This is a genomic window from Streptomyces sp. BA2, assembly GCF_009769735.1.
GTDB lineage: Bacteria > Actinomycetota > Actinomycetes > Streptomycetales > Streptomycetaceae > Streptomyces.
In genome coordinates this window covers 6,760,109-6,780,012 of the sequence record NZ_WSRO01000002.1, presented here as the reverse complement: position 1 = coordinate 6,780,012, position 19,904 = coordinate 6,760,109, and the positions used below count along the sequence as shown (strand labels likewise).

At 71.6% G+C, this 19,904-nt stretch carries 17 protein-coding genes; 5 read left to right on the top strand and 12 right to left on the bottom strand.

What is annotated here, in order from left to right; genetic code table 11:
- Positions 1 to 44 precede the first annotated feature (44 nt).
- Positions 45 to 1,001, top strand: a complete 957-nt coding sequence (locus E5671_RS33385; RefSeq protein ID WP_160507578.1) for a hypothetical protein — start codon at positions 45 to 47, stop codon at positions 999 to 1,001.
- Here the strand turns inward: E5671_RS33385 and E5671_RS33380 are convergent.
- Positions 972 to 2,171: a helix-turn-helix domain-containing protein gene (locus E5671_RS33380; protein WP_160507577.1), complete on the bottom strand. Its 1,200-nt coding sequence runs from the start codon at positions 2,169 to 2,171 to the stop codon at positions 972 to 974. The two genes, E5671_RS33385 and E5671_RS33380, sit on opposite strands and share 30 nt — an antisense overlap.
- A 153-nt stretch (positions 2,172 to 2,324) precedes the next feature.
- Here E5671_RS33380 and E5671_RS33375 point away from each other — a divergent pair, with 153 nt between their 5' ends.
- On the top strand, positions 2,325 to 2,573 hold the full coding sequence (locus tag E5671_RS33375) for a hypothetical protein (protein ID WP_202121360.1): 249 nt from the start codon (positions 2,325 to 2,327) through the stop codon (positions 2,571 to 2,573).
- Here E5671_RS33375 and E5671_RS33370 read toward each other — a convergent pair.
- From E5671_RS33370 to E5671_RS33360, 3 genes are read right to left on the bottom strand one after another with little or no spacing between them, the layout of a single operon-like run.
- Positions 2,563 to 2,871: an AzlD domain-containing protein gene (locus E5671_RS33370; protein ID WP_160507576.1), complete on the bottom strand. Its 309-nt coding sequence runs from the start codon at positions 2,869 to 2,871 to the stop codon at positions 2,563 to 2,565. The genes E5671_RS33375 and E5671_RS33370 overlap by 11 nt on opposite strands.
- Positions 2,868 to 3,680: an AzlC family ABC transporter permease gene (locus tag E5671_RS33365; protein WP_443032806.1), complete on the bottom strand. Its 813-nt coding sequence runs from the start codon at positions 3,678 to 3,680 to the stop codon at positions 2,868 to 2,870. The genes E5671_RS33370 and E5671_RS33365 overlap by 4 nt, the downstream gene beginning before the upstream one ends.
- Positions 3,681 to 3,691: 11 nt before the next feature.
- A complete protein-coding gene (locus E5671_RS33360; RefSeq protein WP_160507575.1) occupies positions 3,692 to 4,585 on the bottom strand; it encodes an AraC family ligand binding domain-containing protein in 894 nt (297 codons plus the stop codon).
- Between the two features lie 79 nt (positions 4,586 to 4,664).
- On the opposite strand from E5671_RS33360, the gene E5671_RS33355 reads away from it, so the two are divergent.
- From E5671_RS33355 to E5671_RS33345, 3 genes are all read left to right on the top strand, one after another.
- Positions 4,665 to 9,365 (top strand): ATP-dependent helicase, encoded by a 4,701-nt coding sequence (locus E5671_RS33355; RefSeq protein ID WP_160507574.1) that lies wholly within the window; start codon positions 4,665 to 4,667, stop codon positions 9,363 to 9,365.
- Between the two features lie 146 nt (positions 9,366 to 9,511).
- Positions 9,512 to 10,312, top strand: a complete 801-nt coding sequence (locus tag E5671_RS33350; protein WP_160507573.1) for an Fpg/Nei family DNA glycosylase — start codon at positions 9,512 to 9,514, stop codon at positions 10,310 to 10,312.
- 73 nt (positions 10,313 to 10,385) lie between these two features.
- A complete protein-coding gene (locus tag E5671_RS33345; protein WP_160507572.1) occupies positions 10,386 to 11,213 on the top strand; it encodes an SDR family NAD(P)-dependent oxidoreductase in 828 nt (275 codons plus the stop codon).
- Here E5671_RS33345 and E5671_RS46525 read toward each other — a convergent pair.
- The 8 genes from E5671_RS46525 to E5671_RS33310 all read right to left on the bottom strand — a co-directional run bounded on the left by E5671_RS46525 (position 11,161) and on the right by E5671_RS33310 (position 19,801).
- Positions 11,161 to 11,484 carry a hypothetical protein gene (locus E5671_RS46525; RefSeq protein WP_443032805.1) on the bottom strand — a complete coding sequence of 108 codons (324 nt, stop codon included), beginning with the start codon at positions 11,482 to 11,484 and terminating at the stop codon, positions 11,161 to 11,163. The two genes, E5671_RS33345 and E5671_RS46525, sit on opposite strands and share 53 nt — an antisense overlap.
- Positions 11,485 to 11,733: 249 nt before the next feature.
- Entirely contained in the window at positions 11,734 to 12,204 is a 471-nt protein-coding gene (locus E5671_RS33340) for a Dps family protein (protein WP_160510561.1), read from the bottom strand.
- Between the two features lie 297 nt (positions 12,205 to 12,501).
- A complete protein-coding gene (locus tag E5671_RS33335; protein ID WP_160507571.1) occupies positions 12,502 to 12,876 on the bottom strand; it encodes a helix-turn-helix domain-containing protein in 375 nt (124 codons plus the stop codon).
- 109 nt (positions 12,877 to 12,985) lie between these two features.
- On the bottom strand, positions 12,986 to 13,588 hold the full coding sequence (locus E5671_RS33330; protein ID WP_160507570.1) for a CinA family protein: 603 nt from the start codon (positions 13,586 to 13,588) through the stop codon (positions 12,986 to 12,988).
- The gene (gene pgsA, locus E5671_RS33325; RefSeq protein WP_160507569.1) at positions 13,588 to 14,373 is read right to left on the bottom strand and encodes a CDP-diacylglycerol--glycerol-3-phosphate 3-phosphatidyltransferase; all 786 of its coding nucleotides are present in this window, start codon (positions 14,371 to 14,373) and stop codon (positions 13,588 to 13,590) included. Before pgsA ends, E5671_RS33330 begins: the two co-directional genes overlap by 1 nt.
- Positions 14,370 to 15,863, bottom strand: a complete 1,494-nt coding sequence (gene rimO / locus E5671_RS33320; RefSeq protein ID WP_160507568.1) for a 30S ribosomal protein S12 methylthiotransferase RimO — start codon at positions 15,861 to 15,863, stop codon at positions 14,370 to 14,372. The genes pgsA and rimO overlap by 4 nt, the downstream gene beginning before the upstream one ends.
- A 66-nt stretch (positions 15,864 to 15,929) precedes the next feature.
- Positions 15,930 to 16,817, bottom strand: a complete 888-nt coding sequence (locus E5671_RS33315; protein WP_160510560.1) for a RodZ domain-containing protein — start codon at positions 16,815 to 16,817, stop codon at positions 15,930 to 15,932.
- A gap of 197 nt (positions 16,818 to 17,014) precedes the next feature.
- Entirely contained in the window at positions 17,015 to 19,801 is a 2,787-nt protein-coding gene (locus E5671_RS33310) for a DNA translocase FtsK (protein ID WP_202121358.1), read from the bottom strand.
- Between the last annotated feature and the right edge of the window lie 103 nt (positions 19,802 to 19,904).

Below are 19,904 nucleotides of genomic sequence, written 5' to 3'. Positions count from 1 at the left end.
CGCAGGGGACTGACCGAAGGCGCTTTCCGGCCTACGGTCTGTGCATGGCCGAAACCGGAGCATCCCCGCACGCCGCGCACTCGCCGGTCGCACGCGCCGAGCACTTCGTCTGGCTCACCGCGCGCGTCCTCGAGCAGCGGCGGTTCGCGTACCACTTCCTGACCGGCACGGGCCGTGCCGGAGCCGGCCCGTCGGCCGACGCGGTCGAGACCGCCCTGGCCGCGTACGACACCGAGGACGGGGGGTACGGATACGCGCTCGAACCGGATCTGCGCGGCCCTGTCAGCCAGCCCCTGCACGCCGGACACGCGCTGCGCGTCCTGGACTCGATCCGACGCTGCGGCGGGCAGCGGGTGGAGCGCGTGTGCCGCTATCTGACGTCGGTGTCGACGTCCGACGGTGCCCTTCCGGCGATCCATCCCAGCCAACGCGGCTACCCCTCGGCTCCGTTCGTGCCCGTGCTGGACGATCCTCCCAGCGAACTCCTCGCCACCGGCCCCGTAGTGGGCCTGTTGCACCGCAACGAGGTGTGGCACGCCTGGCTGTTCAGGGCCACCGACTTCTGCTGGGCCGCGGTGGAGTCCCTGGAGAAGTCCCATCCGTACGAGATCGAGGCGGCCGTCGCCTTCCTCGACGGGGCGCCCGACCGCCCGCGCGCGGAGGCGGCAGCCGACCGGCTCGGCAGGATCGCGCGGGAGCAGAACCTCGTGGCGCTCGACCCCGAGCGGCTGGACGCGTATCCCGTGGCGCCGGGCTACGCACCGGGTGAGCATCACTTCCCGCACGACTACGCGAAGGCCCCCGAGTCACTCGCGCGCGCGTGGTTCACCGACGAGGAGATGGCGCTCTCCCTGGACTTCCTGGAGCGGGAGCAGCAGGAGGACGGCGGCTGGCCGATCCGATGGCGGCAGTGGGCACAGGCCAGCACCCTCGAAGCACGCCCGATCGTCACCATCGAGGCGCTGCGCACCCTACGGGCGTACGGCCGGTCCATCGCCTGACGGGGGTTCCTCGGCCTCCCTCAGGAGCAGCGCCGCGATGGCGAGTGCCGTGCCGCGCGGCGCCGACAGGTCGATGCCGGTGCGTTCGCCGATCTTCGCGAGGCGGTTGTCCACGGTGTTGGGGTGCAGGCCGAGGGCTGCGGCGGTCGCCCTGCGCTCCTGTTGATGGCCGAGGTGGGTACGCAGCGTCTCCAGGAGCTCGGGGCGGTCGGCGACCGGGTCGAGCAGCGCGGAGATGAGGTGGCTGCTCTCGTTGCGGCGGGAGAGGTGGTACTCGAGGAGCACGTCCTCCATGCGGTGCAGTCCCGGAGGCATCCCGCACGCGCGCGTGATGCGCAGTATCTCCGTCGCGGTCCGCGCCGCGTCGGTCACGGCCTCGGGCCCGGCGGCGTCCACGGCGGCCACGCGTACGGGAAGGTCGCAGGCCTTGCTGAGGCGGCGCGGCAGGTCTTCGGGCGGCCGGCACTGCTGGGGCACGATGACCCGTCCGCCGTCGGCCTCCAGGAGGGCCAGCACCTCCACCTCGAAGGCGTGGTCCAGGGCGGTCTGCACCCGCCGCAGCCGCCGCCGTACCGCTACGGGGCCCTCGGCCGGCGCCCCGTCGAAGCCGACCGCCAGGACGAGCACGGGCCCCGCGAGGCGCAGCTGTTCGAGCAGCACATGGCCGGGCGGCACCATGCCGTCGAGCAGACCGCGGACCAGGGACTTGCGCTGGGCACGCTGCTCGGCCTCCAGGGCGGATCGCTCGTCCAGGTAGGTCTCGGCCACGGCTCCGACGATGGCCGGGTGCGACTGCAGCAGCACGTCCACGAGCTCGACCAGGGCCGCTTCCTCGCCGGGGCGGGCCACGTCGCGCAGCGCCTGCCACAGGACATAGACCCCCAGAGCGTGCGTCCGCAGCAGGAGGTGCAGCGGCATGCCCTCTTCCGCGCGCTGTGCGGCCCGCTCGCGGAAGAGCCGGTGGCTGCCGGGCCGATCGGAGACGCGGCGCAGGAAGAGGCGCACTCCGTGGCGTGCGGTCGCGGCTATCTCCAGGTCCTTCACGTCGTCGGGGAGCTCCGCGTAGCCGGGCAGCTCCTCGAACGACTCACGGGCCATCCTGCGGGCCAGCTCATTGACCCTGGGCTCGCAGCGCGCCGCGAGGGATCTCGCCTCGGAGGACAGGGCCACGGTGTCTCCTCTCCGGGGGCTGGGCCGCGATTGTGACGCGTCACATTACCCACGGGACCTGTGCGTGACGGGAGCGGGTGTTCGATCACGCGGCAGGGTCCGAAACTCGTGACCTGTGGCCATCCACCCCACTGGTCACGAGGAGCCGCGGGCATGACCGAGCACAAGGCAGTGGACTACTCCGAGTACGTCGACCAGGTCTGGCGGGGCGAGGAGACGCTCCTGGCCCACCTCACCGGCGCGCACACCGGGGACGAGCTGGTGCGGCTGCGCGAACGGGTGGGCTTCTTCCCGGCGTTCGCGAACGTCGCGGTGTTCGACACCGCCGACGGGGTGGTGCTCGCCACGGTGTCCGCGGGCTACGAGCAAGGCTGGCTGATGGCGGCAGCGGTCAGCCCATGAGCGCCCGCGCCCCCGCCGTGACGACCACGGCCGCCCCGATGACGACCAGGAACGGGGCCCGCATCAGCAGCGCCACGGCCGCCGCCGCGAGCCCCAGGGCCTTCGCGTCGAGCTCCAGGGCCCTGCCATCGGCGAAGGCCTGCTGGGCTGTGAGCGCGGCCAGCAGCGCCACGGGCAGCAGGGCGGCCATGCGCTTGACGAGCGGGCGTTCCAGGGCGCCCGCCGGTACCAGCAGGCCCGCGAGCTTCACGAGGTAACAGCCGACGAAGGTCACGCCGATCGCGATCCAGATGTTCAACGGTCTTCCTTCTGGCTGTCGTTCTGGGCCTGGGTGTCGTTCTGGGCCTGGGTGTCGTTCTGGGCCTGGGTGTCGTTCTGGGCGCCGTCGGGGCATGCGGCTCCCTCGGCGGATGCCTTGCGACCCTCTACGTAGAGCACCGCCGGCACGGCGAGTGCGGCCACCAGGACCGGCACTCCGGCGGGCAGCACGGGTAGCAGGCCGAGCCCCAGGAGGACCGCGACCGCTGCCACGGCCCGCTCCGTAGTCGTCCGCAGCATCGGCGCGAGCAGCGCGAGGAAGACCGCCGGTCCCGCGGCGTCGAGCCCCCACACGTCGGTGTCACCGATGGCCTCGGCGCCGAGCGCCCCGAGGAGCGTGGTGAGGTTCCACAGCAAGTAGAGGCTCAGTCCGGTGACGGTGAAGCCGATGCGGGCGGCGCGCCGTGTCGGCTGTGCGAGCGAGACGGCGGTGGTCTCGTCGATGACCCAGTGGGCGGCGAACGGGCGCACCGCGCGCGGGAGGGCCAGCAACTGCGAGAGCCGCAGCCCGTAGAACGCGTTGCGTACGCCGAGGAAGAAGGCGCCCGCCGCCGCGGTGAACGGATTTCCGCCGCCCGCAAGCGCCCCGACCAGTGCGAACTGCGAGGCCCCGGTGAAGACCAGCAGGCTGAGCGCGCAGGTCTGGAGCACGGTGAGGCCGCTGCCCGCCGAGGTCACCCCGAAGGCGAAGCCGGAGAGTCCGACGGCGATCCCGACGCCGAGGGCGTCGCGGACGACGGCGGAGTCGGGTTTCTCCGGTGTGCCGGTCGACCGGTCGTCGTGCTCGATCTGGCCTGGGGTTATGCCTGCGGGTGTCGTCTGTTCTGCCACACGCCGGACGGTACGAGCAGGGCCGATTCCCCGTCTTGTACGTTCTTGCGCTCACGCTGGTACGCCCCGGGCGGCACGCCGACGATCCGCGTGAAGTGCCGGTTCAGGTGCGGCTGGTCGGTGAAGCCCACGGCGACGGCCGCTTCGGCGGGTGTCGTTCCCGTGTCCAGGAGGCGCAGTGCGGCGCGCACACGGGCGTCGGTGAGCCAGGCGTGCGGAGGCATTCCGTACGTGTCCCGGAAGGCCCGCAGCAGGGCGAAGGGGCCGACTCCGAGATCGGTGGCGAGCCGCTCCAGGCTCGGCGGGTCGACGAGCCGCTCCTCCAGGACGGCACGCGCGCGTGCCGCGGTCCTGGCACCGGCCGTGCGCACGGCACGCTGCGGGACGGGGCCGCCGTTCAGCCGCAGCAGCCGGGTCACCGCCACCCGGAGCAAGGTGTCGGCCGCGAGCGCGTTGCCCTCCTCAGCGGCTCGCAGCACCCGGTGGACGAGGGTCACGGCGTACTGGTCCTCGAGCACAGGGCGGATGAAGCCGGGGGCTCCTCGGATGGTGGTGGTCTCCGCGGCGATGGCCGCGACCAGTTCCGGCGACGGATAGACCGCCGCGTACCGCCAGCCCTCGGGCGCACCGGCCCGGCCCGTGTGGGGCGTGTCGGGGTTGATCAGGGCCAGGGTCCCCGGTCCCGCGTGCTGATCGGCACCGCCGTGGTGGAAGACGTCGACGCCTTCGGCGATCGCTGCGATCACGAAGTGCTCGTGGGTGTGTCGCACGAACGTCTTGTTGATGTAGTGGGCACGCAGCAGGTCGACCCCGGGCAGCTCCGCGTACCGCCAGTGCCGCGCCTGCTCCGCCGAACCTGCCATGCCCCCATTCTGCGACAGCCGTGCAAACCCTTTTCCGCAGGTCGGCGCCGTTGTCAGTGGCGGGGTGCACGATGGGGTCATGGTCAGGTCCGCATCCAGTGCTCCCGGCGCCCCCGGCGCCCTCGATGGGTTCTCCCCCGCGACCCGCAGCTGGTTCACGGGGGCTTTCTCCGCGCCCACGTCCGCGCAGGCCGGGGCGTGGAAGGCCATCGGCGAGGGCTCGGACGTGCTGGTCGTCGCGCCCACCGGCTCGGGCAAGACGCTGGCCGCGTTCCTCGCCGCCCTCGACCAGCTGGCCTCGACGCCGCCGCCGGCCGACCCCAAGAAGCGCTGCCGCGTGCTGTACGTGTCTCCGCTGAAGGCCCTCGCGGTCGACGTGGAGCGTAATCTGCGCAGCCCGCTGACCGGCATCCGCCAGGAGTCCGTGCGCCTCGGGCTCCCCGAGCCCGAGGTCCGGGTCGGTATCCGCTCGGGCGACACCCCGCCCGCCGAGCGCCGCTCCCTGGCCACGCGCCCGCCGGACATCCTGATCACCACCCCCGAGTCGCTCTTCCTGATGCTCACCTCCGCCGCGCGGGACGCGCTGACGGGCATCGAGACGGTGATCCTGGACGAGGTGCACGCGGTCGCGGGCACCAAGCGCGGTGCCCATCTCGCCCTCTCCCTGGAACGGCTCGACGAGCTGCTGCCCCGGCCCGCCCGCCGCATCGGCCTGTCGGCGACCGTCCGTCCGGTGGACGAGGTGGCGCGCTATCTGTCCCCGCAGCGCAGAGTAGAGATCGTCCAGCCGCCGTCCGGCAAGGAGTTCGACCTCTCCGTGGTCGTGCCGGTCGAGGACCTCGGGGAGCTGGGAGGCTCGCCGGTCGCCGACAACGACCAAGGCGCGGAGCGACCCTCGATCTGGCCGCACGTCGAGGAACGCATCACCGACCTCGTCCAGGCACACCGCTCGACGATCGTGTTCGCCAACTCACGCCGCCTCGCGGAGCGCCTGTGCAACAGGCTCAACGAAATCGCGTACGAACGCGCGACGGGAGAGCCCCTTCCCGAAGACCACTCCCCCGCGGAGCTGATGGCCGAGTCGGGCGCTGCCAAGGGAGCTCCTCCGGTCCTCGCCCGAGCCCACCACGGCTCGGTCTCCAAGGAGCAGCGCGCGCTCGTCGAGGAGGACCTGAAGGCGGGCCGCCTGCCGGCCGTCGTCGCCACGTCCAGCCTGGAGCTGGGCATCGACATGGGCGCGGTCGACCTGGTGGTCCAGGTCGAGTCACCGCCCTCCGTGGCCTCCGGCCTGCAGCGGGTCGGCCGGGCGGGACACCAGGTGGGTGCGGTCTCCACCGGCGTCGTCTTCCCCAAGTACCGAGGCGACCTGGTGCAGGCCGCCGTGGTCACCGAGCGGATGCGGACCGGCTCCATCGAGTCGCTGCGCATTCCGGCCAACCCCCTGGACGTCCTGGCTCAGCAGCTCGTCGCGACGGTCTCCCTCGACACCTGGCAGGTCGACGACCTGCTGGCCCTGGTCCGCCGGGCCGCCTCCTTCGCCTCGCTCCCGGAGTCGGCGTTCACGGCCGTCCTGGACATGCTCGCGGGCCGCTATCCGTCGGACGCCTTCGCGGAGTTGCGCCCCCGAGTGGTGTGGGACCGCGTCGCCGGCACCGTCACCGGGCGGCCGGGGGCGCAGCGTCTCGCGGTCACCTCCGGGGGCACGATTCCCGACCGCGGCCTCTTCGGGGTCTTCCTCGCCGGCGCCGACCCCAAGAAGGGCGGAGGCCGCGTCGGCGAGCTCGACGAGGAGATGGTCTACGAATCCCGGGTGGGCGACGTCTTCACGCTCGGCACCAGTTCCTGGCGCATCGAGGACATCACACGCGATCGCGTGCTCGTCTCCCCCGCTCCCGGTGTCCCGGGCCGGCTCCCCTTCTGGAAGGGCGACCAGCTGGGCCGGCCGCTCGAACTGGGCCGTGCGGTGGGCGCGTTCCTCCGGGAGGTCGGCTCCCTCTCGCGCGACGACGCGCGCGTGCGCCTGCTGGCCGCGGGCCTGGACGACTGGGCTGCCGACAACGTCCTGACGTACCTCGCCGAGCAGCGTGAGGCCTGCGGCCACATCCCGGACGACCGCACGATCGTGGTCGAGCGGTTCCGCGACGAGCTGGGCGACTGGCGGGTCGTGGTGCACTCCCCGTTCGGTGCGCAGGTGCACGCCCCCTGGGCCCTGGCCCTCGCCTCCAAACTGACGGAGCGGTATGGCATGGACGCCCAGGTCATGCACGCCGACGACGGCATCGTGCTGCGCCTGCCGGACGCCGACCTGATGAGCCTGGACCTGCTGGACCAGGAGCCCACCGACCGGCCTCTGGAGTACGACAGCGAGCAGGCCCCCGTAGGCGCGGGAGACGTCGCCTTCGACAAGGGCGAGGTCAACCAGATCGTCACCGACCAGGTGGGCGGCTCGGCCCTGTTCGCCTCGCGCTTCCGCGAGTGCGCCGCCCGCGCGCTGCTGCTGCCGCGCCGCAGCCCCGGAAAGCGCACGCCTTTGTGGCAGCAGCGCCAGCGCGCCGCGCAACTGCTCCAGGTGGCCAGCGAGTTCGGGTCGTTCCCCATCGTCCTGGAAGCGGTCAGGGAGTGCCTCCAGGACGTCTTCGACGTCCCCGGTCTCACAGAACTGATGGGCGACATCGAGTCCCGCAAGGTCCGGCTCGTCGAGGTCACCACCCCCGAGCCGTCCCCGTTCGCCCGCTCTCTCCTGTTCGGGTACGTGGCGCAGTTCTTGTACGAGGGTGACTCACCGCTCGCCGAGCGGCGCGCGGCGGCCCTCTCCCTGGACTCCCGGCTGCTCTCGGAGCTCCTGGGCCAGGCCGAGCTGCGTGAGCTGCTCGACGCGGACGTCCTCACAGAACTGGAGCAGGAGCTTCAGTGGCGCACGGAGGACCGCCGCGTCAAGGACGCCGAGGGCGTCGCCGACCTGCTGCGCCTCCTCGGGCCGCTCACCGCCGCCGAGCTGGCCGAGCGCGGCGCCGAGCCGGAGTGGGCGCAGGAGCTGGCATCCACCCGCCGCGCGATCAGCGTCCGCATCGCCGGGGCCGACCACTGGGCGGCGATCGAGGACGCGGGCCGACTGCGCGACGCGCTGGGCACCGCGCTGCCGGTCGGCGTCCCGGAGGCGTTCACGGAGCCCGTCAAGGACCCGCTGGGCGACCTCGTCGCGCGGTACGCACGCACCCACGGCCCGTTCACCTCGGCGACGGCGGCGGCCCGTTTCGGCCTCGGCGTCGCGGTCACCGAGGGCGCGCTGCAGCGCCTTGCCGCCAACGGACGTGTCGTACAAGGAGAGTTCCATCCGGCGGGCATCGGCCAGGAGTGGTGTGACGCGGCCGTCCTGCGCCGCCTGCGGCGCCGCTCCCTCGCGGCCCTCCGGCATGAGCTTGAGCCGGTGCCGCCCGCCGCGCTCGCCCAGTTCCTGCCCCAGTGGCAGAACTTGAGCGGGCACGGACTGCGGGGCGTGGACGGACTGGTGCGCGCCATCGAGCAGTTGCAGGGGGCGACCGTGCCGGCGTCCGCGCTCGAGAAGCTCGTCCTGCCTTCCCGCGTCTCCGGCTACGCACCGGCGATGCTCGACGAACTCACCGCCGCAGGAGAGGTGGTGTGGGCCGGGGCCGGCGCCCTGCCGGGCAAGGACGGCTGGGTCTCCCTCTATCTGGCCGATGCCGCGCCCCTGCTCCTGCCACCGGCCCACCCGCTGGAGCTCACCGCACTCCACGAGTCAGTCCTGGGCACCCTCTCCGGGGGGTACGGCCTGTTCTTCCGGCAGATCGCCGACCAGGTCCGTGCCACGACTCACCCCGAGGCCTCCGACCCCCAACTGGCCGACGTGATCTGGGATCTGGCCTGGTCCGGAAGGCTCACGAACGACACGCTGGCCCCGATGCGCTCGCTCCTCGGCTCGGGCCGCACCGCGGGCTCCACGGCCCACCGCGCCAAGCGCACCATCCCGCGCGGGCGCTACGGCACGCTGACGGCCGCCGCCCGCCCCACGTCGCGTACGGGGCCGCCGACCGTGGCGGGCCGCTGGTCACTGCTCCCCGCCCACGAGCCCGACCCCACCCTGCGCGCCCACGCCCTGGCCCGCACCCTCCTGGACCGGCACGGCGTAGTCACCCGGGGGGCGGTCGCTGCCGAGGGAGTCGAGGGCGGCTTCTCGGCGACGTACCGCGTCCTGTCCGCCTTCGAGGACAGCGGTCAGGCGCGGCGCGGCTACGTGGTCGAAGGGCTCGGCGCCGCCCAGTTCGCCATGGACGGCGCGGTGGACCGACTGCGGGCGGCGGCGAACGCCCGTGACCGCGCGGACAGTTCACCGGCCGCCATGAACTACTCCCCGCGCCCCTCGGAAACCCAGGCCATCGTCCTGGCCGCCGCCGACCCGGCCAACGCCTACGGAGCGGCACTCCCCTGGCCCGAACCGCCCACCGACGCGGGGCACAAGCCTGGCCGCAAGGCAGGCTCCCTGGTCGTCCTGGTCGACGGCGAACTGACCCTCTACATGGAGCGCGGCGGAAAGACCCTGCTGGCTTGGCCCACGTCCCCGCAGGACGACACCCCGGCCACCGAGGACGCCCGACTGCACGCGGCCGCCGAAGCCCTCGCCTCCGCGGCCCGAGCGGGCTCACTCGGCACGGTCACGGTCGAGCGCGTCAACGGCGGCTCCGCCCTGACCTCCCCCTTCGCCCCCCTCCTGGAAGGAGCAGGCTTCCACGCCACCCCCCGGGGCCTACGCCTACGCGCGTGACGCCACCCGCCCCCCCCCGGGGCACCCAGCCACGCACCCGCGCGGGCCCCGCCCAGCCACACGACCACGGGCCGGCCGCGCCTGCCCTGCCCACGGGGGCCCGTACCCACACCCACACCCACACCCAACATGCCACCCTGGACCCCATGCCCGAAGGCGACACCGTCCACCAGGCAGCCCGGCGGCTGCACACCGCCCTCGCCGGGCGTACCGTCACGCGCTCCGACCTTCGCGTCCCGAAGCTCGCGACCGTCGACCTCACCGGGCGTACCGTCCTGGACGTCACCCCGCGCGGCAAGCACCTCCTCACCCGCTTCGAGGGCGGGCTCACCCTGCACTCCCATCTCCGCATGGACGGCTCCTGGAAGGTGTACGCCCCCGGCGAGCGCTGGAGCGGCGGCCCCGGTCACCAGATCAGGGCGATCCTGGGCACCGCCGAGCGCACAGCCGTGGGCTACCGCCTGCCCGTGCTCGAACTCCTCCGTACCGCCGACGAGGGCAAGGCCGTGGGCCACCTGGGCCCCGACCTCCTGGGCCCCGACTGGGACCCCGACCAGGCCCTCGCCAACCTCCTCGCGACCCCCGACCGCGCCATCGGCGAGGCCCTGCTCGACCAGCGCAATCTCGCGGGCATCGGCAACGTCTACAAGAGCGAGCTCTGCTTCCTCCTCGGCGTCACCCCCTGGGTCCCCGTAGGCGAGCTCCCCGCCGAGACGGCAGCCCGTATCCCCGCCCTCGCCAAGAAGCTCCTGGAGGTCAACCGCGACCGCCCGGCGCGCACCACCACGGGCCGCGACCGCGCGGGCCAACGCCTGTACGTCTACGGCCGCGCGCCCCGCCCCTGCCTGCGCTGCGGCGCCCCCATCCGCTCGGCCGAGCAGGGTGACGGCTCCCGCAGCCGCCCCACTTACTGGTGCCCGTCCTGCCAACAGGGCCCCACTCCCTGAGCCACCGGCTCCCCCAAACCTCGAACGTACCCACCAGTTGACGCCCCGTCAGATCCCGCCGTACCGTCCCGTCATGCCCCTCACGGCGTACGACCTCAGCGGACGCACCGCATTCGTCACCGGCGCGGCCAGCGGAATCGGCCGAGCCTCGGCCGTACTCCTCGCGGAAGCGGGCGCCACCGTCCACTGCGCCGACCGCGACGCCCAGGGACTCCACGAGACGGCCACGCTCATCAAGGCGGCGGGCGGCACCGCGCACACCCACTCCGTGGACGTCGCTGACAGGGCCCAGGTCGAGCAGGCCGTCGCGACCGCCACCGCGACCACCGGCCGCCTGGACGTCATGGCCGCCATCGCCGGGATCATGCACAGCAGCCCGGTCCTGGAGACCCGTGACGAGGACCTCGACCGGGTCCTCAGCATCAACTTCAAGGGCGTTCTGTACGCCTGTCAGGCCGCGGCCCGCGCGATGATCGCGGCGAACGCCGACGCCGCCAAAGCCGACACCGACACCGGCAAGCCCGGCGGCTCGCGCCGCCCCGGCAGCATCGTCACCATGGCATCCGGCGCCGTGGACACCGGCGGCCCCGGCCTCCTCTGCTACGGCGCGGCGAAAGCCGCCGTCGTCCAGCTCACGAAGACGCTCGCCACCGAGGTGGGCCCGCACGGAATCCGCGTCAACGCCGTCGCACCCGGCTGGATCCGCACCCCCATGACCGACCGCCACGACACCGACGCCCAGGCGCACACCGAGGGGCTCATGGTCCGCATGTCCCCGTTGGGCCGTGTCGGCGAACCGGAGGACATCGCCCACGCCGTCCTGCACCTGGCGTCCGACGCGTCCGCCTTCACGACGGGCCAGATCCTCCGCCCGAACGGCGGCGTCGCCATGCCTTGGTGACAGCACCGGCAGCGGCCTTGGCAACACCCCTGCCCGCCCCCTTCCCGGCCCCCCCGAGCGCACCGTCCGCCCCCCGCGCCCGCTCCCTGGACCGTGACCGTGACGCCCCCACCGCCCGGGACTGCGGCACACAATGCACCGGCAGCAGACTCAGCCCCCAGCCACCGGCCGCGACGGCCCCCTCCAGGACTCCCGCATCAGGCACGAGGGCCAGCCGCAGCACGCCCCACCACCAGAGCGCGCCGAGCGCCAGAGCCGGCGCCCACCGCACGACTCTCCATGCCACGGCCACCACCTCCGCACGGGGTCCGACGCCTGACGCCCGACATGCTCGGCACCCGGCGCGACCCCATCGACGCTAGACGCCCGGCGCGACCAGGCGGGAGGGCGCACCACAGCGCACACGAGGCACGGCTGCCGCCGCCTGATCACCCGTTCTTCGCGATCACGATCTCCGCGTCTACGTAATCCCGGATTACGTGAACCGGGATCACGATCTCCGGGATCACATGCTCCGCATTCAGCCGTTCTCCGCCTGGAACATCCAGTGATGCTTCTCCAGATCGGCCGTGATGCCGATGAAGATGTCCTGGCTCACCGGATCCGCCTCGCCGGTCGCCTCGACCCGCTCCCGCATCCGCGTGATCACCGCACCGAGCGCGTCCACGAGCGTGCCCACCGCGTCCGCGTCCTTGACCCAGCCGTCGGCGACGTCACCGATGCCGCTGCTCCGCGCCACGGTCGCCGCGCGGCCGTCGGGCGAGACGCCGAGCGTGGAGGCCCGCTCGGCCACCGTGTCGGAGTGAGTCCGCGCCGTGTCCACGACCTCGTCGAGCTGCAGATGGACGGACCGGAAGCGCGGTCCCACCACGTTCCAGTGGATCTGCTTGGCCACCAGGGAGAGGTCGACCAGATCCACGAGCGCCCCCTGCAGGGCGTCCGAGACCGTCTTCAGATCCGCATCGGACAGAGGGCTCTTCACGACGTACATCCAACCTCCAGAGCTCATGAAACCCCCGTAATACAAATCCCCACCAACAATGGCACAAGTGCACCAATCGGGGCATCTCCGAGCAGGCTGCGAGCACCGCCGACCAGACTGCGAGCACCGCCAGCCAGACTGTGAGCGCTTCCGGGACAGGCCACGCGCATCTCAGGACAGACGAAAGCCCCGGCCGGTGACCCGGCCGGGGCTTCAACACATCTAAGCGCTCTGAGCACTCAAACAGCGCGCACAGTCAATGCATCTATGCATCTATGCATAGATGCGCAGTCAGTCAGCGCAGCATCACGCGGCGACGACGTCCACCGCCTCCGCAGGCGCCTTGATCGTCACCCGTTCCGGCGGCACGCCGCTCACCGAGACGGAATTGAGCATCGGGCGAACCGGTGCGCGCACCGGTTCCGTAGCCGCTGCCGACGCAGCCAGTTCGGCGAGAGAGAGCTCATCGCTCACCTCGCGCATGAGCTCGGACATCCGTACGTCAAGCGCGTCGCAGATCGCGGAAAGCAGCTCGGAGGATGCCTCCTTCTGCCCCCGCTCCACCTCGGAAAGATAGCCGAGCGAGACTCGGGCGGACGAGGAGACTTCGCGCAGAGTACGGCCCTGGCGCTGGCGCTGCCGACGCAGCACGTCACCCAGCAGGCGACGGAGCAGAATCATCGGTGGCTCCCTCCTCGGACCGCGTAGCCGCATCCTTCACGCCCCACCGTACCGCCTTGCGCGGCGGCCGTGCGGGGAGCGATGTCGTGTTCACTCAGGGCTGCAAACATCAAGTCCCCCCGTTCTGTTCCGTATCCTGTGCCCGCCCGTTCCCGGCACGTTCGCCGGACAGCCGCTCGACCAGCAGCGTGAGCACGCTCCGTACACTCTCCATACGGATGTCCGAACGCTCACCGTTCAACCGCAGCGCGGCCACTTTCCCCTCAGAGCGAAGAGCGGAACCCGCCCCGCCGATCATGGAATCCGCCCCACCGACCGCAGAACCCGGCCCAACAACCGCTGAACCCGGCCCATCGACCGCCACAAAGACCGTCCCGACCGCCTGCCCGTCCTGCGGCTCGGGCCCCGCGACGCCCGTGGTCGCGACCCCCCAGTCCGCACCCATGACCTTGCGCACACCCGCCGCCATCTGGAGCGCGACCTCGGCGTCCACGGCGCCTCGCTCGGCCAGCAGAGTGCCGTCGACCCCGAGCACCTCGTGCTTCAGCTCGGTCGCGTACGCCGTCACGGACCCCCGGAAGACCCGTGAGGCGCCCGGCACCGCCGTCACCTCGGCGGCCACCAGACCGCCGGTGAGCGACTCGGCGACGGCGAGCGTCTCGCCGCGCGCCTGAAGAAGCCGCAGCACTTCCGCGGCCGGGCCGAGAGACATCACGAGCCCGACTCCCGAGCCCCTTCGCCGGAACCAGCCCCAGACCCAGAACCAGAGCCAGCCCCAGAGCCAGCCCCAGAGCCAGCCCCAGAGGCAGCTGCCGCAGCAGCAGCCGACGCGGCCGACGCCGCACGCGCCTCCGCAAGGCCCTGACGCCGCAGCAGGATGGCCTGCCGCACATAGTCGAGCCCGGTCAGGACGGTCAGGACGACAGCGACCGCCATCACCCAGAACCGCAGCGTGGCGAGCGGCCCGGTCAGCGCCAGGACGTACATCCCGGCCGCCGTGCCCTGCCAGAGCGTCTTCATCTTGCCGCCACGACTGGCCGGAATGACACCGAAGCGGATCACCCAGAACCGCAGCAGGGTGATTCCCAGCTCACGCCCGAGAATGACGCCCGTCACCCACCACGGCAGATCGCCGAGATACGAGAGACAGATCAGTGCCGCGCCCATGATCGCCTTGTCGGCGATGGGGTCGGCGATCTTCCCGAAGTCCGTGACCAGGTTGTACGTGCGTGCCAGATGCCCGTCGAACAGGTCCGTGATCATGGCGACGGCGAAAGCCGCCCAGGCCCACGCACGCCAGGCCGGGTCGTACCCGCCGTCGGCGAGCAGCAGCATCACGAAGCCCGGCACGAGGAGCAGCCGGATCACCGTCAACAAGTTGGCGACGTTCCACACGCTGGCCTGATTGACGGCCGCAGCGCCCAACTTTCCGCCGCGCACCGGCTTGGCGCCCTGCGCGCCGGAGCCGCCCGCCGCGGATGCCGGGACTCCGGTCATCTGCGTGCCTCCTCGGCCGGGATCCGGGGCGAGTCCCCCAGAATTTCGCTGTACTCAGCCACCAGGTCCACGCCTTCCGTGCCGACCACCTTTGCCACGACCATACGACCGACCTGCAGACCGTCCCCACCCGTGGCGCCGGTGAAGCGGATCTGGCCGTCCGTCTCGGGCGCCTGGTGAGCCGCCCGGCCGATCGCGCCGTCCTCCTCGTCCACGGACTCCACGAGCACCTCGACGGTCTCACCGAGACGCTCGTCGGCGCGCTGCGATGTCAGTTCCTCGGCGAGCCGCGAGATGCGCGCGAGCCGCTCGTCGACCACGTCCTGATCCAGCTTCTGGTCGTACGTCGCCGCTTCGGTGCCCTCCTCGTCGGAGTACCCGAAGACGCCGATGGCGTCCAGCCGCGCACCCGTGAGGAACCGCTCGAGCTCGTCCACGTCGGCCTCGGTCTCGCCGGGGAAGCCCACGATGAAGTTGGACCGGACGCCGGCCAGCGGTGCCTTGGTCCGAATGGTCTCCAGGAGTTCAAGGAAGCGGTCGGTGTCCCCGAAGCGCCGCATCGCCCGCAGCACACCGGGAGCGGAGTGCTGGAAGGACAGGTCGAAGTAGGGGGCGACCTTCTCCGTGGAGGTCAGTACGTCGATGAGCCCGGGGCGCATCTCGGCGGGCTGGAGGTAGCTGACGCGCACCCGCTCGATCCCGTCGACGGCGGCCAGCTCGGGCAGCAGCGTCTCCAGGAGCCGGATGTCGCCGAGGTCCTTGCCGTACGAGGTGTTGTTCTCGGAGACGAGCATGACCTCCTTGACGCCCTGCTCGGCCAGCCAGCGCGTCTCTCCGAGTACGTCCGAGGGGCGCCGCGAGATGAAGGACCCGCGGAAGGAGGGAATGGCGCAGAACGAGCAGCGCCGGTCGCAGCCGGATGCCAGCTTCACCGAGGCGACGGGGTTGGTGCCAAGGCGCCGCCGCAGCGGGGCACGCGGCCCCGAGGCGGGCGCGAGGCCCTCGGGGAGGTCCATGGGCGCGTGACCGGGCAGCGCGACGTCGGAGCCCGCCTCCTGGCGCTCCGCGGGGCTGATCGGCAGCAGCTTGCGCCGGTCACGCGGGGTGTGAGCCTCGACACTGCCGCCGCTCAGGATGGTGTTCAGGCGGGTGGAGATGTCGGAGTAGTCGTCGAAACCGAGGACACCGTCGGCTTCGGGGAGGGCGTCGGCGAGCTCCTTGCCGTACCGCTCGGCCATGCAGCCGACCGCCACGACGGCCTGGGTCTTGCCATGGCCCTTGAGGTCATTGGCTTCCAGGAGGGCGTCGACGGAGTCCTTCTTGGCGGCTTCGACGAATCCACAGGTGTTGACTACGGCGACATCCGCGTCTTCGGCGGCCTCGACGAGCTGCCAGCCGTCCGCCTCCAAGCGGCCTGCGAGCTCCTCCGAGTCCACCTCGTTACGGGCGCAGCCAAGAGTGACAAGGGCGACGGTACGGCGTTCGGGCATGGTCTCAAGACTACTTCGTCCCTGCCCGGGCCCCCGCCGCGAGGGTCCGGGCCGCCGTCACAGGGCTCAGCCGACCTCGGGATCGCCCTTGGTGTACGTGAGCCGCTCGACCTGACCGGGCTCGAATTCGTTCTCGATCGACTTGCCGTTCACGAACAGCTTGATCGCGCCCGCGTCGCCGAGGACCAGGTCGATCTTCTGCTTGTCCTGGAAGGTCTTCGACTTGCCCTCTTCGAGGACGCCGTCGAAGAGGGTCCGGCCATTGTGGTCCTTGGCCGAGATCCAGCTGCGCCCGTCCGGGGCGCTCACCTTGACCGTGACCTTGTCCTTGGGCGCGCCGGCGATCGCGCTGTCCGACGGATCCGGCTTGGGGTCGGCGGGCTTGTTGGGCGCGGGCTTCGTGGCGGGCTTGCTGGTGGCGGGCGTGGCGCCCTCGGCGACCTGCGACTTCGATCCGTCCTCTTCGTCCCCGCCGCTGAACGCGGTGAAGCCGACGAAGCCGATGACCGCGACGATCGCGGCGACCATGGCGGCGGTCCAGTTGGGACGGCGCGGATCGGACCTGATCCGCTCGGCCTCGAAGAGCGGCGCCGCCGGGGTGGGCGCGGGCGGGCGACCGCCGTGCGCCTCGTCGTACTGGGCGAGCAGCAGGGCGGGGTCGAGGCCCACGTGGCGTGCGAGCGTCCGGATGTGTCCGCGGGCGTACACATCTCCGCCACACCGGGAGAAGTCGTCCTGTTCGATCGCGTGCACGATCGGGATGCGCACCCGGGTGGACGTACTGATTTCGTCGACGGTCAGGCCCGTGTCGATACGTGCCTGCTGCAGCGCGCGCCCGATCGAGGGCCGGTCGTCAGCCGGACTCTCAGCTGCCGGACGGTCGTCGGCGGGCCGGTCGTCTGTGGGTGGTTGGTCTGAAGGGCGGTCGTCTTCAGGGGAGTTGCCGATGGACACGGGGGCGCCTTTCGAGCGTGTAGCCACCTGCCGGATGTTCAGTCTAGGGGGGTTCGCGAAGGGTGGGGCAACTGGGCGACGGACTTTGTACGCCATCGGAATGGCCGGACATCCTGATGGTGGGGGCGGTGGGGCACGGTGTCTTCCCTCCCCTCAACTTGACGTATGCCGAAGGGAAACGGTTGCCTGCCGCTCCCTTATGGGTGAGCCTCCCCGCGGATCACGGCCAGCACGCCATCCAGTTCGTCGGGTTTCACAAGAACGTCACGAGCCTTGGAGCCCTCGCTGGGCCCCACGATGCCGCGCGACTCCATGAGGTCCATGAGCCGTCCGGCCTTCGCGAAGCCGACGCGCAGCTTGCGCTGGAGCATCGATGTGGACCCGAACTGTGTGGAAACCACCAGCTCAGCGGCCTGGCAGAGCAGATCGAGGTCGTCGCCGATGTCCTCGTCGATCTCCTTCTTCTGCTTGGTGGCGACGGTGACGTCGTCCCGGAAGACGGGCGCCATCTGGTCCTTGCAGTGCTGGACGACCGCGTGGATCTCGTCCTCGGTGACGAAGGCGCCCTGCATGCGGGTGGGCTTGTTCGCGCCCATCGGCAGGAAGAGCCCGTCGCCCTTGCCGATCAGCTTCTCGGCGCCCGGCTGGTCGAGGATGACGCGGCTGTCGGCGAGCGACGAGGTCGCGAAGGCGAGCCGCGAGGGCACATTCGCCTTGATCAGACCGGTCACGACGTCCACGGACGGCCGCTGCGTGGCGAGCACCAGGTGGATGCCGGCCGCACGCGCGAGCTGCGTGATGCGCACGATCGAGTCCTCGACGTCGCGCGGGGCGACCATCATCAGGTCGGCGAGCTCGTCGACGATCACAAGGAGGTACGGGTACGGGCTGAGCTCCCGCTCACTGCCCTCGGGCGTCTTGAGCTTGCCCTCGCGGACGGCCTGGTTGAAGTCGTCGATGTGGCGGTAGCCGAACGCCGCCAGGTCGTCGTAGCGCAGATCCATCTCGCGTACGACCCACTGGAGCGCCTCGGCGGCCCGCTTGGGGTTGGTGATGATGGGCGTGATCAGGTGCGGGATGCCCTCGTACGCGGTGAGCTCGACGCGCTTGGGGTCGACGAGGACCATCCGTACGTCCTCGGGGGTCGCCCGCATCATGATCGACGTGATCAGACAGTTGATGCACGAGGACTTGCCCGAGCCGGTGGCTCCGGCGACCAGGATGTGCGGCATCTTGGCCATGTTGGCCATGACGTAGCCGCCCTCGACGTCCTTGCCGAGCGCGACCAGCATGGGGTGGTCGTCCTCGGCCGCGTCCGCCAGACGCAGGACGTCGCCCACGTTGACCATCTCGCGGTCGGTGTTCGGGATCTCGATGCCGACCGCGGACTTGCCGGGGATGGGGCTGATGATGCGGACGTCGGGGCTGGCGACCGCGTACGCGATGTTCTTGGCCAGAGCCGTGATCTTCTCGACCTTCACGGCCGGGCCGAGCTCGATCTCGTACCGCGTGACCGTCGGGCCGCGCGTGAAGCCGGTGACGTCCGCGTCGACCTTGAACTCGCTGAAGACGTTGCTGAGCGAGGCGACGACCGCGTCGTTGGCGGCGCTGCGGGTCTTGCCGGGGCCACCGCGCTCCAGCAGGTCGAGCGCGGGCAGCGAGTACGTGATGTCCCCGGCGAGCTGCAGCTGCTCGGCGCGCGGCGGGAGGTCCCGCGGCTGTTCCGGGGCGGCCTTCGTCAGGTCCTTCACGCCGGAGGCCGACGCGTCACGCGACTCCCCCGGCTTCTTGCGGAGCACACCGGGCGGCGGGCTGTCCGTGGCGCGCGCGGTCGGCACCGGCGCGGAACTCTCCCCGGACGTGTCGGCCTGCTCGGACTGCCCGTCGCGCTCCCCGGAGACGCCCTGCGTGAGGTCGGCGACCAGCGGCGACGGCGGCATGCCGTGCAGGACCGCGCCGTCCAGGGCGGCGGCAGCGGCGGCCGCCACGTCCACCGCGTCCATCGGACGGTCCAGAGAGGGCTGTGCGGACCCCCTGCGGGGCCTGCGGCGCCGGGTGAGCGCCTCCTCCTCCGCCTGGTCCGGGGCGTACGGCTCGGGCGCCTGAGCGCGCTTGCGCGAGCGGGCGGGCAGCGCCTCGCGCCACTGCTCCTCGTAGCGCTCGTCGTCCGCGTAGTCGCCCTGCACCGCCTCGGGCTCCGCCTGGACGATGCCGAGCTTGGTGCCGAGCAGCCGCAGCCGCTGCGGGATGGCGTTGACGGGCGTCGCCGTGACCACGAGCAGCCCGAAGACGGTGAGCAGGACGAGCAGCGGTACGGCGAGGACCTCGCCCATGGTGAAGATCAGCGGAGTGGACGTGGCCCAGCCGATGAGGCCGCCCGCGTCCCTTATGGCCTCCATGCCGTCCGCGCGGGCGGGCGAACCGCAGGCGATGTGCACCTGGCCGAGCACGCCGATGACGAGCGCGGAAAGGCCGATCACGATGCGGCCGTTCGCCTCGGGCTTCTCGGGGTGCCGGATGAGACGTACGCCGATGACCGCGAGCAGTATCGGAAGCAGCAGGTCGAGGCGGCCGAACGCACCGGTCACCAGCATCTCGACGAGATCGCCCACGGGACCGCGCAGATTCGACCACGTGCCCGCGGCGACGATCAGCGCGATGCCGAGCAGCAGCAGCGCGAGGCCGTCCTTGCGGTGCGCCGGATCGAGTCCCTTCGCGCCGCGCCCTATGCCACGGAACAGCGCGCCCACGCTGTGCGCGAGACCGAGCCAGAGGGCGCGCGCGAGGCGGTACACGCCCCCTGTGGGGCTGGGCGCCGGCTTGGGGGCGGGCTTCTTCGCCGCGGCTTTCTTGGCGGGCGCCTTCTTCGCCGGGGCCTTCTTGGCGGGCGGCTTCTTGGCGGCGGCCTTCTTCGCCGGAGCCTTTGTGGGCGCGGCCGCCTTCTTCGCGGGCGTCTTCTTGGCTGCGGACGGACGTGAGGCCATGGGTCTGAGGTTACCGGTGGAGGCCACTGCGGACACGTGTGCCTACTGCTTCACCCGTTTGTGTCGCCCTTGCGGGGGCGGTGAACTGACGGACGTTCACCGC